Below are 16,606 nucleotides of genomic sequence, written 5' to 3'. Positions count from 1 at the left end.
GAGTTCTAATCCTTCTCAACTTGTTCTGGTTTCCATTGGCGAATTGCCCAAATTAGGAAACCAATAAGGAAGAATGAGCTAAATGGTAATACTAATAAACCGTTTGCTTGATACCAGCCACCATTTTGAATCAATGGTAAGATTTCGATACCAAATATTGTTCCGAATCCTAATAATTCACGAACAAATGCAACACTCATTAAGATAAAACCATAACCTAGGCCATTACCAATACCATCCATGAAACTAACACCTGGCTTTTCTTTCATAGCAAAAGCTTCAGCACGTCCCATTACGATACAGTTAGTAATAATTAAGCCAACAAATACAGAAAGCTCTTTCGATAATTGATAAGAGAAGGCTTTAAGTACTTGGTCAACTACAATTACTAATGACGCAATAATTGCCATTTGAACAATAATACGAACACTTGAAGGTATTTGATTACGAATAATCGAAATAAACAAGTTAGAAAATGCCGTTACAACAACAACAGCTAATGTCATTACTAATGCATTTGCCATTGAACTTGTTACTGCTAAAGCTGAACAAATACCAAGTATTTGTAACGCAATAGGGTTGTTGTCAAAAATAGGTTTAGTTAAAACCTTATTTGTTTCTGAAGCCATTAGTTAACACCTCCCTTACCTAATGAAGAGCGATACTTAGCAATAAAAGGTTTGTAACCTTCTTCGCCAAACCAAAACTGTAATGTACGAGTAACACCGTTACTTGTTAAAGTTGCACCAGATAAAGCATCAACACCATGGATGTCGTTAGCTTTTGCGCCACCTTTAACTAAGTGAACTTTAGGTTCACCTTTGTCATCATAAATTTTCTTACCTGGCCATAATGCTTTCCACTTAGGGTTCATTACTTCAGCGCCAAGGCCCGGAGTTTCTTTATGATCAGAGTAAACAACACTACGCACAGTATTTAAATCAGATTCTAATCCAACGTAACCGTACATTAAATCCCATAAGCCTGAACCAACGATAGGAAGAACAATAGTGTTAACTTCACCTTCGTCGTTACGTACTAAGTAAACAACTGCGTCATTTGAACGACGGTTGATACCTGCAATGTCATTCTCAGGTTTTTCAGATTTAGTTGCATCACGTGAATTACGACGTTCATCAAATAATAATGGATCACCTTCAATAAATTCACCTGAATCTAGGTCAATCATTTTAGCGTCAACATATTTGTTAAACGTAGCAACGATGTCATCACCAGCCACGTCAAGTAGACCAGCTGTTTCTAAGATCTTAGTTTGTTGATCAAGTAACTTGTTTGCAACCTGCAAAGGCTTAAGTTGAACTGCAGAAATAGATACTAATGCAGCACACACTAAACAAACAATTAATACAAAACCAATCGTTTTGATAGGAGTTTCTTTATTACTAGACATTACGAGCAAGCCTCCTTTTGATGTTACCTTGTACTACAAAGTAATCGAATAAAGGTGCAAATAAGTTAGCGAATAAAATTGCTAACATCATACCTTCTGGGAATGCTGGGTTTACAACACGAACAAGAATAACCATCACACCAATTAATGCACCATACCAATATTTAGCAGTATTAGTGAAAGAAGCTGTAACAGGGTCCGTCGCCATAAAGATCATACCAAAAGCAAAACCACCTACTACAAAGTGCCAGTACCAAGGCATGTCAAACATTGCATTAGTGTCGCTGCCAATAAAGTTAAACAGCGTAGCCGTTAGAACCATACCTGCAAATACACCTAAAACGATGCGCCATGAAGCAATACCTTTATAAAGGATGTAAGCACCACCTAATAGAATTGCAAATGTTGATACTTCACCAACAGAACCAGGAATAAAGCCCCAGAACGCATTCCACCAGTCAGCATTCATTGAGTAAGTAATTTCACCAACGTTTGCAGCAGCACCTGCAGCTAAAGCTGTAGCACCAGAGAACCCATCAACAGCAACCCATACAGAGTCACCAGAAATTTGAGCTGGGTAAGCAAAGAATAAAAATGCACGACCCGCTAATGCAGGGTTTAAGAAGTTTTTACCTGTTCCACCAAATATTTCTTTAGCTACAACAACACCAAAAGTAATACCGATAGCTACTTGCCATAAAGGAATAGAAGCAGGAACAATTAACGCAAATAAGATTGAACTTACGAAGAAACCTTCGTTAACTTCATGCTTACGTACTGCAGCAAAAAGAACTTCCCAGAAACCACCCACAATAAATGTTACGGCGTAAATAGGTAGAAAGAACACGGCTCCGTAGAGCATCATGCCAAATGTGCCTGTATCTGCAGCTAGGCTTCCACCTAACATTTCAAACAAGCCAACTTGCCATGTATCAGGTAAAGCATAGCCAGCAGCTAATGCTTCAGTTGCTTGGAAACCGATGTTGTACATACCAAAAAACATGGCAGGGAAAACAGCTAACCAAACAGTGATCATGATACGTTTAAGGTCAATACTATCACGAATGTGAGTTTTGCCTTTGTTAACATAACCTGGAGTAAATAAGCCAGTCGCTACCGCTTCGTAAAGCGCAAACCACTTCTCATGTTTACCGCCCTTTTCAAAATGCGGTTCTATATCTTCAATAAACTTTTTGACACCCATGACTAACCTTCCTTCTCAATTATGGTTAGGCAATCACGAAGCAGAACGCCGTAATCTGTTTTGCCTGGACAAACAAATGTACATAGCGCTAAATCTTCTTCATCTAGCTCTAAAGCACCAAGTTGTTGTGCGCTGTCAGTATCACCGGCAGCTAAATCACGTAAGAACAACGTTGGTAAAATATCTAAAGGCATTACACGCTCATAGTTTCCAATTGGAACCATTGCACGAGAACTTCCGTTAGTCGTAGTCGTCATATTGAATAATTTCTTAGGGAAGAAATGAGACATATATGCACGCGTCACTGAGAATTTGTTTGGTCCTGGGTACATATAACCAATAAATTCTTTCTCACGACCTTCTAAAATTAAAGAAAGTTGAACGTGGTAACGACCTAAATAACCATGAACACCTTTAGCGGTTGAACCTGATAATAACGAGCCTGAAACTACACGTAATTCACCTGACTCTACTTCGTTAGCAACTAACTCAGCTGTTGAAGCACCTAAAACTGTTCTCACTAAACGTGGGTTCTTAGCGGCAGGACCAGCTAAAGAAATCACACGTGTAGAATCAAGCTCACCGGTAATGAATAACTTGCCTACAGCAATTACATCTTGGTAACCAATATGCCAAACAAACTTATCAGCACTTACAGGTTTTAAGAAGTGTATATGGGTTCCAACAAGGCCAGCAGGATGCTTACCTGCAAACTCATTTACGTTAACGTTGGCTTCAACAGGAATATTAGCCCCTGGCGCCTTACTAACAAACACTTCACCTTCAGTTAAGCGAGAAAGAACTATCAAGCCCTGCTTAAATGCTTCAGCCTGTTCGTTAATAATAACTTCAGGATCAGCTGCATTTGGGTTGGTATCCATTGCGCTAACGAAAATTGCATTTGGTGTTGAATCAATTGCAGGAATTTTACTATATGGACGAGTACGCAACGCAGTCCATAACCCTGAGTTAACTAGGTTATTAACTACATCTTGACGATCGATAGTAGACAATTCACTTGCACTGTAGCTTGTAAACGTTTCTTTCTCATCGCCATCGATTTCGATAACAACAGATTGTAAAACACGTTTTTCACCACGATTGATTTCTTTTACAACACCTGATGCTTGAGCTGTGAACTTAACGCCTGGGTTCTTCTTATCTTCAAAAAGAACCTGGCCTTTTTTGACACGATCTTCCACTTTTACAAACATGGTAGGTCGCATGCCCACAAACTCTTCACCTAGTGTCGCAACGGTTTTAATGGCATTGCCATCATGGATTACCTGTTGGGGCGAACCAACTACAGGAACATCCAGACCTTTTTTTATTGTAATCATAAACACTTGCACTACTTTTGATGGGAGTATCAAAACCAAAATTTTATCTTCCCCAAATTAGGTATAAACCTTATTGAATTGAATAAAATATGATTTCAGTGTATTTCAGCAAGAAACATAGCAAAACTAGTTTCCACTGGCTTTAGGTTAAAAAATTTCTGGCGCGATTTTAGCACAATCATTAGATATCATTCTACGGTCGCTTCTACATTTCATTATAATTTAGACTAAATAATGAATTTTAGCTCAAAAATCACACATATATTTACATTTAAAACCCAAAAAGCCGATATTTTCAGATACCGGCTTTAATACTTGTTGTAAAACTTGCTTTAAAATTAATCTAAGTGATTAATTTCTACTACAGGGTTTACATCAGCATCGTAATCTACATCTTTCACGCCGAAACCAAATAACTTTAAGAACTCTTGATGATAACCTTCATAATCAGTTAATTCGTCAATTGTATCTGTATCTACGGTGTTCCAAATATCTGTAACACGTTGTTGAACACTATCTTCAAGTTCTTTGTAGTTTTGACGTAAACGTCCTTCTTCATCTAAACGTGGTGTATCACCATAAATATTTTCAACGAATAAGTTTTGAATTTGCTCAATACAACCTTCATAAGTCCCGTCTGCCTTCATTACTTTAAACATGGCTGAAATATATAAAGGCATGATAGGAATAGCTGAACTTGCTTGAGTTACAACAGCATTAAGAGACGTTACGTATGCTTCGCCTTTAATGTTTTGAGTAGAAGCTTTAATTGCAGATGAAGCACGGTCTAAATCTTCTTTCGCTTTACCTATAGTTGCTTTACCGTATATTGGCCAGGTAAGTTCTTTGCCAATGTATGTATATGCAACGGTTTTAAAACCTTCAGATAAAACACCAGCTTCGTTAAGAGCTTTGATCCAAAGCTCCCAATCAGCTCCGCCCATTACGTCAATTGTACCTTGAATTTCTTCTTCTGAAGCCGCTTCAACAGACACTGAGTCAATAATACGTTTTGATGTATTTAAGTTTTTAGTCGTAACACTTTGACCAATCGGCTTAAGCGTTGACGAGTAAACTTCACCTGTATCAGGATCTGTTCTACGAGGAGAAGCTAAGCTGTATACCACTAAGTCTATTTGACCTAATTCTTCTTTAATGGTGTTAATTGCTTTCGCTTTAATCTCATGAGAAAAAGCATCGCCATTAATATTTTTAGACCAAATACCGGCTTCGTCAGCCGCTTTTTGGAAAGCAGCAGTATTGTACCAACCTGCTGAAGCTGTTTTCTTTTCTGTTGGTGGCTTTTCGAAGAAAATACCTAACGTTTTTGCATTATTACCAAATGCAGCCGTAATTCTTGAAGCTAATCCATAACCAGTAGACGCACCAATAACGAGTACATTTTTTGGTTTAGTCGCAGATTGCTCGTGCTGTTTAACATAAGCGATTTGCTCATTTACGTGAGCGTCACAACCAACAGGATGTGCATTAGTACAGATAAAACCACGAATCTTTGGCTTAATAACCATAAAAAAACCTTATATATATGTTATCGATTAATGAGCTCGATAATTACTCTTCATTTTATGGAGCATAGTTTACTCCGCTAAATAAAATAAGAGGTACGAGCAGTTAGCTAAACCAACAAAAAATGAACTATTTACTTCATCAAAATCAATAAATTCATGACTTCTATTGGCAATTAGGCGAAGTGTAACGAAAAGTGTGACACTTTGCTGATTATATTTATCTATATCGTAAATATTTTTTAATGTTAAGTCTTTATTATCGCGAGCATTTGCTAAAAAGTTTAGTCAAACTAAAAAGTACATTAACAATTAAACTTATGAAGTTAACACCTTTTAAAAGTGCCTTTCAATAATCACACTCATTCTTAAAAATAGTCACTTCAACTACTTTTGAAACACTTTAATGAGATTTCAAATGTGATGGCACAATAATCGACTCTTTACTGAAGATTTAAGTAAGTGATTATAATTGAGTAGTGTGAAATGAATCAATGTTTGAAGTAAGTAAATAGAAATCAAAATGTTATGGCAATGCTGCTTATTTTTATTTCAAATGACTAAATATAATTGAGCTTCAAAAAATTAAAATGAAATGAATTAATACCATAGCTATTATCATGAAAAAGTCTTAAGTTTTTCACCAACAACATAACGTTTAATTAAGACTAAAGTACATGTTCTATGCTATTTCTCGACTTGTATAAGTTGAGTGCATAAACAAAGGTAACGAAGAGTATTTATAAATCCACTCTTTTTCTGTGTAGGTGTGGAGTGTTAATACAGGTATATTTTCAATTAACTCTTTAACTAAAATACGATTAATGGCCTCATGCCTTTCCTTTATCCTAAGCCCCTCAAATTGCGTTGAAATAATAACAACGTTAAAATGAAATTGCTCCGTATTGGGTAATTCAAACAATAAATCTTCTTTCGTTATATCTATATGCAGCGGAGAAAATGCATTAATAAGCTTTTTTTCTATTAGCAATTCAATAGTCATATTTTCCCTCAGATCTATTTTTATATGTTTGTAATTAAGGTTAGTTCAAAAACCTAATTTCACCATAAAATAAAAAATAAAAACGCCAGTTATTTACTAAATATGTGTTTAACATAGATAAATAGTTTAAATTTTTTATCTTAGATTCAACTGGCAGCAAACCTGAATTTTTGACACAATAGTCACCTCTTATATTTTTGCCTTTCGTTGTAAGTTTTTAATATGATTAGCCCTTTCATTTTTAATGATAAAAACCTTTTTTTAGAACGTTTTCCTTTAGGGCAAGTTAACCGGAGTTTGCAAGCTTGGGATGCTGCTGATGAATATATAATTAATTATTTAAACAGCGACTTTGACGACATTAAGCTTAGCGATTCACCTAAAAACATTGTTATTTTTAATGATGCTTTTGGCGCTTTAACATGTAATTTATCTGAACATAATGTTTATTGTGTAAATGACTCTTACATAAGCCAACAAGGCATAAAATTAAATATTGAGAAAAACTCAATTAATACCAACAACATTAATTATCTAACAAGCACAGATGAGCTACCTAAAAATATTGATTTAATCCTTTATAAAATACCTAAAACAAAATCATTTTTGATTGACCAACTTATTCAAATAAATAACACTTTTTCTGAAACAACAGTTTTTATTGCTGCAGACAGAGCTAAAGAAATACATAGTTCTACGTTAAAATTATTTGAAAAATATTTAGGCGCAACCAAAACCTCTTTGGCCGTTAAAAAAGCACGTTTAGTTTTCTCTGAAATTGATCATAAAACTCAAACTAAATCGCCTTTCCCAACAATTTGGGAAATGCCTTCTGTTCAAAATAAAGAGAAAAACTTTACTATCTCAAATTACTCAAATGTTTATTCAAGAGAGAAACTTGATATAGGTGGTCGCTATTTTATTGAGAATCTACCTTTAGTTCCAACAGGCTCAACTGTTGTAGATTTAGGTTGCGGTAATGGAGTTATCGGTTTATCTGTTTTAGATCAGCAGCCTGAATGTAAAATTCATTTTTATGATGAATCATTTATGGCAATCAAATCTGCAGAAAACAATATAGTAGCTAATTTTCCAAATTTAGCTGAAAACTGCACCTTTAACGTAAATGATTGTCTTAGTAATGTTGAAAGTAATAGCGTGGATATTGTTTTGTGTAATCCTCCTTTTCATCAACAAACAGCAACAACAGATCATATAGCTTGGCAAATGTTTAAAGATAGCTATAGAGTTTTAAAGAAAGGTGGCGAGTTACGTATTATAGGTAACCGTCAATTGGCTTATCATATTAAATTACAACGAATTTTCGGTAATGAAAAATTGATAGCTAGCAACGATAAATTTGTAACTACGGCGGCAATAAAACGATGAAATTAAGATTATTATTAACACTAGGTTTAATGAGCATGATCAGTGCTTGTTCAACGGCACCAAAATACGTTGTTGTTTCACCCGAACTTATAGGTTATTCAAAAGGTGTATATTTTGATAACAAAATACAACTTAATGTTTCAGATCAACGTAGCAGTAATTATATAGTTCAAATAATAAAAGATGATGAACCTGCTAAATTATTATCAAGCCAAAGTAGCTTAACGAGCATTATAAAAGAAACAATTAGCCCTGTATTTCGTCAGCAGGGGTTGGGTATAGACACATTTTCTAATGTACAAGTCGATATTATTATTGATAACGCCCTTATTAATGTTCAACAAAGTTTAGTAAGTTACAAGGCTCAAAATACCATAGCGCTAAAAGTGCTCGTAAGAAATGGTGATACCGTTTTAACTAAAAACTTTAATATATCTGGAAGTAGTAATGGACCTTTAAAAGCAGATATCGCAGTTTTAGAGAGAGACTTTAATAATCAACTTGCGGCTACTTTAGTTAAAATAACGAATAACGTTGAAATACAAAGTGCAATTAAAACTCCAGGTAACACTTTTTAAAGTCATCTGAAGATGTTTATAAAATATTTTAATAACTCAGGCACACATTTTTTATGAATAAAAAAATTTTAATATTCCTTATGAGCTTAATCATTTTATGCTCTAACGCCTCACAAGCTAAAGAAACAGAGATAGATCCCTACAATATTTTTCCAAAAGTAAAACTTGAAACCTCTATGGGAAATATTATTGTTGAATTAGATCGCACCAAAGCCCCTATCACGGTAAATAACTTTTTAACTTATGTTGTTAATGGTGAATATGACAATACTATTTTTCATCGTGTTTTAGCTGATTTTATTGTGCAAGGTGGTGGTTATGATCCTAACTTCACTATAAAAAAAGTGAATAATAATATAATTAATGAGTCAGGAAATGGCCTAAAAAATGAAATGGGTACCATAGCGATGGCTAAAGAATCCAAGCCGCATACAGCCAATCGTCAATTCTTTTTTAATGTAAAAGACAATACTAATTTAGATCCAGGTAGACGTTGGGGTTATGCTGTATTTGGTAATATTACAGAGGGATTAGAGGTAATTGAATCTATGGCAAAAGTTGAAACAGATTTTAATGCTGAAATGTCATGGAGTGATGTACCTGTAAAACCAATAATATTAATTAAAGCGACTCTACTAGCTGCTGAATGAGATCAGTTATAGATGTTATTAGTCTGAGTTTGCAATCCTTTTAAGATTATTCTCAGGCTAATAAAAATTTAGCCTTCTCTTTATAATAATAAATTACAGATTGTTTAAGCTTTATTTTTAATATTCTCCTACTAATATTAAATTAATTAGTAAAACAATCTAATTCTCCCTTTACTTCCTATCTGTTCAATTAAATAACAAAGAAACTCTTTTTTATACCAAACGGTATGCTATTATTCAAATAAGACTTATTTACAACAGTGTTTTTTTGACTTTTACTATATTTTCAACCATACATATCACTATGTCTTATTGTTATAAAGTAATACTCAGTATATAAATACGCTTTAATCAATAAGATTCGAAAAAATAATAAACAAAATATAAAAAAGAGAATCAAAATGGTAATTGAGAGATTTATCGATGAGAAAATATCACAATCGATTTATTACATAAATGCGGTTTTAAACCATGTATTACATCCAACAGAATTAGATGAATTTATATCAAATACTATGGATGAATGGACTTTACTTAAAATAAAAGAAGAAGCGCCAAATAATGCTAAAGAAAGAGTATTTTGGCATGTCATTCATGAGGTAAGTTTACATGGAGCTCATTCACTTAATGATAATTTATACTTTAAAAGTGAAATTACCACCTGCATAGACTTTTTTAGAGGCACTGGAAGCTATCCTGTGGATTGTATAGGATGGAGACCACTTCCTTAAAAGTTAAAGTAAGTAAAACAAATGAAAATAAACAATCATCATAATTCACTTCTTTCATATCAAACACTCTGATAGGCTTGTGCCACTTAATATTATTTGAATTTTCTGAATGCCAAGTTCCAACTCTCTTTTTGACACAATTCGCTATTTTAAAGATAAACGTTTACTCAGTATTTTTTGTTTTGGGATCGCTAGTGGTTTCCCTTGGGTGATGACAGGGTCAGCTATGAGTGGCTGGCTAAAAGACGAAGGGCTTAGTCGCTCCAGTATCGGACTCTTTGGTCTTATCTTTGTGACCTACAGTATCAATTTTTTATGGTCCCCCTTTGTTGACAGAGTAAAAATCCCTTTTCTTACTTCAAAATTTGGCCAACGTCGAAGTTGGATAATGTTCACCCAATTATTTATGGTTATAGCTACCTACCAACTAAGCCAAGTTAATGTATCTGAACAACTAAGTTTAGTCGCTCTTTTAGGTTTAACTATTGCTTTCTTTGGCTCAAGTCAAGATATCGCTATTGATGCTTATCGAATAGATATTCTGGCAGATGATCATAACAACTATATGTCGGCTGGCTCAGCAATGGCTACAGCTGGTTGGTGGACAGGGTTTGCTGGTTTGGGGAGTATTCCATTCCTCTTAGTTGATAGCCCAAATTGGGATTGGTCTGACGCATTCTTAGTTCTTTCAGGTATTATGGCTCTATTGATGGTAACCACCTTTATCGTTAAAGAACCGAGTAATAATAGAGAAGTTGAACTTGATCTAATTCAAACGAATTACTTAAAAGTACTACCTAAGCAAGGGCTTAAACCTTTATATATTTTATTAATACTACCCGCTATTTTTGGCTCTATTATTTACGCAAATATTGGCTACCCTGCTTGGCCTGATAACTTAATACCTAATAACTTTAGCTTTACTTTTATAACTCTTTTTATTGTATTTCTACTCGTAATATTCATTCAACAGTTAGGTCATTTAAATCTAACGATTAGAAATATGCATCCCTTAGATACTCATCAAGCTCCTAACGTGATTCATAGAATTACAGCTTGGTTACTAACAACATTAGTCGCACCAATCCAAGAGTTTTTTGATAGAAATGGAGTAAAACTCGCCCTCTCGATTTTATTATTTATTTTCTTATTTAAGCTTGGTGAAGCATATTTAGGTCGTATGTCTATCGTATTTTATCGTGAGGTAGGATTCTCAAATAGTGATATTGCTTACTATTCCAAAATGCTTAATTGGGCAACTACCATAGTATTTTCATTAATTGGCAGTGTTTTCACTATTAGGTACGGAATTTTAAAGGGCTTATTTATTGGTGGGATAGCTATGGGTGCTAGTAACTTACTATTTGCCGTTATGGCACTAGTAGGTCCTAATAAATTATTGTTTGCTGGTACAGTATTTGTTGATGGTTTTACTTCTGCATGGGGTTCTGTTGCTTTTGTCGCATTAATTTCAGTTCTGTGTAATAAAACGTTTACCGCTAGCCAATATGCACTTATGGTATCTTTAGGTACATTTGGTCGAGTAATGCTCGGTTCTTATTCTGGGATCGTGGTTGATTGGCTAGATGGTAATTGGGCGCTATTCTTTGTGTTAACAGCAGTGATGGTTATCCCTAGTTTGTTATTTTTATACATGATAAGAAAACCTTTAACCGCGCTAATTAACAAAAATGAATCCGTTAAATAAATTGTGAAATGGAGTAAACCTTCTCTAGCAAAGCATTTATTAAATAACTTAGACAAATTGAGCTAGTTAAAGAACTTGAAGTGTGTAAAGCAAGCAAGTACGCTATGATATTGATATGCAAATTAATTATTAATGATAACTATGATCAAATTATTTTTTTTACTACCTATAATTATGTGCCTTATTTGGTGGAGTTATATAAACTCTAAAGGGTATTCTATTAAATCAGCCTGGAAAGGCTTTGCTTACATTATTGCTTTTAATACTGTCATTATTTTATTTTTTATCGTTATGATGTATCTCACTCATTAACACATGGAAAGTGTTACAACTATTTACTATTCACAAGATACCCTCTTCTAAAAAGCACATCGAAATATATTTAGCCCATTAATAGATATATTCAGTTTTACTGCTATATTTTTAACATAACCATTAAATAAATTTTAATTAAAAAAATCATTTAATTAGGTATGTTAATGAAAAAAGAAGCAAATAAACAAATACAAAACATCCCTTTTCCGTCGATAGCTGTTACTGACAACCTTCAGATAATTGCCTTCAATGAATTGGCGTTAAAACTATTAGATTTAAATACACAGCCAAAAGACAACAGCTCTTTATTTGATCTTTTTTCTTTAGTGGGTACACGTATATCCCAAGATAAAATCATCAATAACACTGATGAGCTGTCTTCCATGTTCCTATCTATTAACCAAGCAAATACATCTAATATCTACAAAGCGAATATTAGTCCGATAATTGATAATCAATTTCAAATAATAATACTTACAGCTGATGAAAGTTCTCAACATAAGTACCAACAAGAAAACATTTACCTATCAAGATTAATTAATTCAATTGAAAGCAGTAATATCGGTATCTGGGAATTAGATATAAAATCTGATGTCGCTGTATTCTCACAAAAATTTAAAGAATTATTGCAAATCAACCCAAATGAAAGTTTCACTTGGGATATGTTTCAACAATCTATTTATCATGAAGATTTATTACTATTTGAGATATTTTTCAAATCTCATATCCAATCTAACTCCCCACTAGATTTTGAATTTAGAATGGTCATTAAGGATCAAACTTATTGGTTCAATATTAAAGGCAAACTCTTTTTTGAAAATGGTGAGCCAAAAACAATTATAGGTACCCTTACTGACTACACTTTAAATAAGCAAATACTTAACGAATTAAATAATGCTATAGAAAGTAAAAATATCACCATGAAAGCAGGAAAAATTGGTACATGGTGTATTAAAAGTATTGATGACAAATTAGATTTCACCTGGGATCTTTACGCTAATGAAATGGTGGGTTTAGCGAATGAAGATGTAGGTGATATTGGCAAGTGGATGGCATCTATTCACCCTGATGACGTAGATGAAATGAAGCGAATTACGCAACATACACTTGAAACTGGTGAAGATGTTAGCAACAAGTTCCGCGTGATTCTAAAAGACAAAACAATTAAGTATTTTCAAAGTATTGGACGTGCTGTTTACGATGATATAGGTAATATTTATCGTATTGATGGTATATGTATTGATGAGACTGAAATACATAATGCTGAATTGAAGCTGAAAGAGATGAACACTAAGCTTGAAGAAAGTGTAGCAGATCGAACAAAAGAACTTATTAAGGCAAAAGAGCATGCCGAAAATGCCAGTCAAATAAAGTCTGATTTCTTATCTATGATGAGTCATGAGCTGAGAACACCGATGAATGGCGTTATTGGATCATTAGACCTACTAACAGGTACTAAGCAAACTCACGAATCAAAAGACTTAATAGATACAGCAAAAACCTCTGCCGAAAACTTAGTATTTATATTAAATGATATACTCGATATTAACAAAATAGAGGCAGGTAAACTTGTTTTAGAAGATCGTGTTTTCTCAATATCAGAAATTATTGATAACGTTATTAAAGTGTTTATTCCTGTGGCAATTAAACGAGATATCACTTTACAGGTTGATGAAGATCCGAAAACACCAATGTTTATCAAAGGCGACCCAATGCGGGTAAGACAAATTCTATTTAACCTCATCGGAAATGCCTTAAAATTTACTAGCTCATCAATAAAAAAACCTGGCAAAGTAAGTTTAGTTACCAAAGTTACTAGAAAAAATAACTCAACAAACGTTATTAGTTTAAAAGTTATAGATAATGGTATTGGGATAGACAAAGAGACACAAGCCAAACTGTTTAACCCATTTATTCAAGCGGAACGTTCTACCACCAGAAAATATGGAGGAACGGGGTTAGGTTTAGCCATATGTGGAAAGCTCACTGAAATAATGGGTGGTAAAATTACTCTTACCAGTGAAAAAGGCAAAGGTTCATGTTTTGATACTGAAATTCCTTTCTTAAATTCCCAAGAAACACGAGCTATGGATATAGAATCACTTTCCAATATTCGTGTTTCTATCATCAACTGCAATAAAGACACTAAAAACAAATCAGATAGCTTTAAAGATTACCTAGAATATGAAGGCGCGAATGTTAACTCATATTCACTTGATGAATATTTAACAGCACAAACAAGTTTTGATGTACTTTTCATTTTGTTAAATCAAGATGAAGAAAATAAACAAAGAGTATCCAAACTGCTAAATGAAATGACCAGTACTAGCCGTATCACTATTGCTGTAAACAGAAAATATATCGATGAAGCTAGACAGTTTTTCAAAGGTGTCCGTGTTAGTTGTTCTGAACCTATGACAAGGATACAACTTGTTCAATGTATACAACACACTTGGCAAAGCGGCTTCGAACTAAACCTAGATGATCTAGATTTAAGCTCTTTAGAACTTGATCTGCAAGAAGATGAAGACTCTTTAGGATTAGAAGAGCTTGATTTTGATTTCGAGATTGACGCTGCACCAGCAGATAAAAAAGCTCAAAACATTGATATTTTGGTTGTTGAAGACAACCCCTTAAATCAAAAGCTTATTGTTAAGCAACTTGAAAGACTTGGATATAGTTGTGAACTTGCTGACGACGGTTTACAAGGCCGCGTAATGTGGGAAGAAGGTACTTATCAACTTATATTAACTGATTGTCACATGCCTAATATAGACGGCTATGAAATGACTAAACAAATCAGAGAAATTGAAAAAGCTAAAAATGCTAAAGCAATTAATATTATTGCTGTAACTGGGGCTGCAATGAGCGGTGATGCTGAGTATTGCATAGAATCTGGTATGAATGATTTTCTCAGTAAACCTATTCAGTTATCCGACTTAAGAGCTATGTTAAAAAAGTGGTACATACATGACTAATAATCAATTAAAAATATTTAATAACAGCGCCATGTTCGATCTTGTTGGCGATGACAAAGAATTAATTAAAAAATTTCAAATAGAATTTCTTCAGCAAGCTAAACAGTCGATCGCTAAACTAAGCGATGCTTATGGACAATCTGACTTTACAACATTGAAAGAAGAGGCGCATTTTTTAAAAACATCGGCAAAAGCTATTGGAGCAGAACAAACCGGCGATTATTTACAACAATTAGAAGATATCTCCGAGCTCAATGATAAAAATAAATGTAAGGAACTTATTATTTTAATCAATAACTCTATTAAGCAAGTTTACGGAGTCATAAAAAATGAAATCTAACCCTTTATCGGTAGGCAGTCGTCATCCAAAAGTTGTGATGATAGTTGATAATGGTGAAGATACATCTGGCGCAGCTAATATCTTGGCAAGCCATATAGATGAATATAGAACCATCCTTCTAGATGACAAAACAACAGAATATATTCATCAAACCGCACCAGCTGTAATTTTATTTGCGTTATCAAGCATCGAGAAATGTGTTGAATATTATACATTTCTGGTAGAAGAGTCCGAATTAAATCATATACATTATAGTATTGTGCTTTGTAATAACAAAGAATCATCACTTGCTTTTAGATGCTGTATGAAAGGCCTTTTTGATAACTATTTTGTATATCAACCACTTTATGAACGTTTAAGATTGCTTATGGTTGTTCAGAGTGGTCTAACTGAAACTCAAGCTGATAGCCAAGTACAAACAGATAGCGAAGAACTGAGTGAAAAAATAGATGATGAACTATCAGCTTTAATTGATGAAGGCAGTAGATGTAAGCAAAGTTTATTGAAAAAAATATCACAAAGTCGTGAAGATATTTCTAAAGTTCCATCCACTGATTTAATTAAGGACATTAAAGACTTAGACTCTCCTCAAAAATTGTTAAATAATATTAATGAAGATCATGTACACCCTTTACTTCACTTACTTGAAGAGGATATACGCACAAGCCTTGATAAGATAATTGCTCAATTATTGAATCAGCGCGGCACGATAAAAGAATCACTTCCAGTTAAGAAACAGAAAACTAAAGGACTCATAACACATGTCCCGTCCATTAAAAAAAGAAACAATGATTTAGAAATAGGACCCGATGATCTTATTAGTGACGAACTGCTTAGTGAAAAATTAGCTGAAACAGAAAAGCGTTCTGCAGAAGTTAAACAGCCTAAAGAAGAAACGTCATTAACTCATTCAATCTTAGTTGTTGAAGATAATAAGTTATATCGAGATATGATATCTAGCGTGCTTTCAAAAGAAAACTACAGAGTAGATGAAGCTGAAGATGGATTATGTGCGTTAGAGAAGATTAAAGAAAACCGTTATGACCTAATTCTTATGGATTTATTTATGCCTAATTTAGATGGTTTAAACGCCACTAAAAAGATCCGCCAACTTTCCAAAGGGATAGATACCCCTGTTATTGCACTAACGGGCAATAAAAATAAAGAACTTGTTAAAAAGTGGGCTAACTATGGCTTGAAAGGATATATTATAAAACCTTCTACTAAGACTGAGATTTTATCTGTTGTTAAGAAAAATTTAGAGTTATCTCAGGAAAAGCTTGATGCTTAGCCTCCACCCTATCAAATTAAACACCTTTAGCTGTTAGTTAAGCTGAATTCGGGATAATATTTTTTGTAACTTATTAATTTATAAAGCAAGAGAGTAAGTATCAAGATAGTTACTCTCAACAGAGCTAAATTCATCTTATAAT

General features: G+C 33.8%; 14 protein-coding genes. 8 read left to right on the top strand and 6 right to left on the bottom strand.

Annotated features, from left to right (window positions below):
* Positions 1–5: 5 nt before the first annotated feature.
* The 6 genes from Q5N69_RS13385 to Q5N69_RS13360 form a co-directional block, all read right to left on the bottom strand.
* On the bottom strand, positions 6–629 hold the full coding sequence (locus Q5N69_RS13385; RefSeq protein WP_304369478.1) for an NADH:ubiquinone reductase (Na(+)-transporting) subunit D: 624 nt from the start codon (positions 627–629) through the stop codon (positions 6–8).
* On the bottom strand, positions 629–1,411 hold the full coding sequence (locus tag Q5N69_RS13380) for a Na(+)-translocating NADH-quinone reductase subunit C (RefSeq protein WP_304369477.1): 783 nt from the start codon (positions 1,409–1,411) through the stop codon (positions 629–631). Before Q5N69_RS13380 ends, Q5N69_RS13385 begins: the two co-directional genes overlap by 1 nt.
* Positions 1,404–2,615 carry an NADH:ubiquinone reductase (Na(+)-transporting) subunit B gene (locus Q5N69_RS13375; protein ID WP_304369476.1) on the bottom strand — a complete coding sequence of 404 codons (1,212 nt, stop codon included), beginning with the start codon at positions 2,613–2,615 and terminating at the stop codon, positions 1,404–1,406. The genes Q5N69_RS13380 and Q5N69_RS13375 overlap by 8 nt, the downstream gene beginning before the upstream one ends.
* Positions 2,616–2,617: 2 nt before the next feature.
* On the bottom strand, positions 2,618–3,955 hold the full coding sequence (locus Q5N69_RS13370) for a Na(+)-translocating NADH-quinone reductase subunit A (RefSeq protein WP_304369475.1): 1,338 nt from the start codon (positions 3,953–3,955) through the stop codon (positions 2,618–2,620).
* A gap of 338 nt (positions 3,956–4,293) precedes the next feature.
* Entirely contained in the window at positions 4,294–5,484 is a 1,191-nt protein-coding gene (fabV, locus tag Q5N69_RS13365; protein WP_304369474.1) for an enoyl-ACP reductase FabV, read from the bottom strand.
* A 679-nt stretch (positions 5,485–6,163) separates the two neighbouring features.
* Positions 6,164–6,484 carry a BolA/IbaG family iron-sulfur metabolism protein gene (locus Q5N69_RS13360; RefSeq protein WP_304369473.1) on the bottom strand — a complete coding sequence of 107 codons (321 nt, stop codon included), beginning with the start codon at positions 6,482–6,484 and terminating at the stop codon, positions 6,164–6,166.
* A gap of 222 nt (positions 6,485–6,706) precedes the next feature.
* Here Q5N69_RS13360 and Q5N69_RS13355 point away from each other — a divergent pair, with 222 nt between their 5' ends.
* The 8 genes from Q5N69_RS13355 (at position 6,707) to Q5N69_RS13320 (ending at position 16,464) form a co-directional block, all read left to right on the top strand.
* Positions 6,707–7,873, top strand: a complete 1,167-nt coding sequence (locus Q5N69_RS13355; protein ID WP_304369472.1) for a methyltransferase — start codon at positions 6,707–6,709, stop codon at positions 7,871–7,873.
* A complete protein-coding gene (locus Q5N69_RS13350) occupies positions 7,870–8,451 on the top strand; it encodes a YajG family lipoprotein (RefSeq protein ID WP_304369471.1) in 582 nt (193 codons plus the stop codon). Before Q5N69_RS13355 ends, Q5N69_RS13350 begins: the two co-directional genes overlap by 4 nt.
* Before the next feature lie 53 nt (positions 8,452–8,504).
* Positions 8,505–9,101 (top strand): peptidylprolyl isomerase, encoded by a 597-nt coding sequence (locus Q5N69_RS13345; RefSeq protein WP_304369470.1) that lies wholly within the window; start codon positions 8,505–8,507, stop codon positions 9,099–9,101.
* Between the two features lie 401 nt (positions 9,102–9,502).
* On the top strand, positions 9,503–9,832 hold the full coding sequence (locus tag Q5N69_RS13340; protein WP_304369469.1) for a hypothetical protein: 330 nt from the start codon (positions 9,503–9,505) through the stop codon (positions 9,830–9,832).
* 109 nt (positions 9,833–9,941) lie between these two features.
* The gene (locus Q5N69_RS13335) at positions 9,942–11,540 is read left to right on the top strand and encodes an MFS transporter permease (protein WP_304369468.1); all 1,599 of its coding nucleotides are present in this window, start codon (positions 9,942–9,944) and stop codon (positions 11,538–11,540) included.
* Between the two features lie 479 nt (positions 11,541–12,019).
* A complete protein-coding gene (locus tag Q5N69_RS13330) occupies positions 12,020–14,833 on the top strand; it encodes a PAS domain-containing hybrid sensor histidine kinase/response regulator (protein ID WP_304369467.1) in 2,814 nt (937 codons plus the stop codon).
* Positions 14,826–15,173, top strand: coding sequence for an Hpt domain-containing protein (locus Q5N69_RS13325; protein WP_304369466.1), 348 nt, complete (start codon positions 14,826–14,828; stop codon positions 15,171–15,173). The genes Q5N69_RS13330 and Q5N69_RS13325 overlap by 8 nt, the downstream gene beginning before the upstream one ends.
* Entirely contained in the window at positions 15,163–16,464 is a 1,302-nt protein-coding gene (locus Q5N69_RS13320; protein ID WP_304369465.1) for a response regulator, read from the top strand. The genes Q5N69_RS13325 and Q5N69_RS13320 overlap by 11 nt, the downstream gene beginning before the upstream one ends.
* Positions 16,465–16,606 lie beyond the last annotated feature (142 nt).

This window comes from Pseudocolwellia sp. AS88, from assembly GCF_030551755.1.
Lineage (GTDB): Bacteria > Pseudomonadota > Gammaproteobacteria > Enterobacterales > Alteromonadaceae > Pseudocolwellia.
Note: the sequence above shows the minus strand (reverse complement) of the source record. Positions and strands in the feature narration are given on the sequence as shown.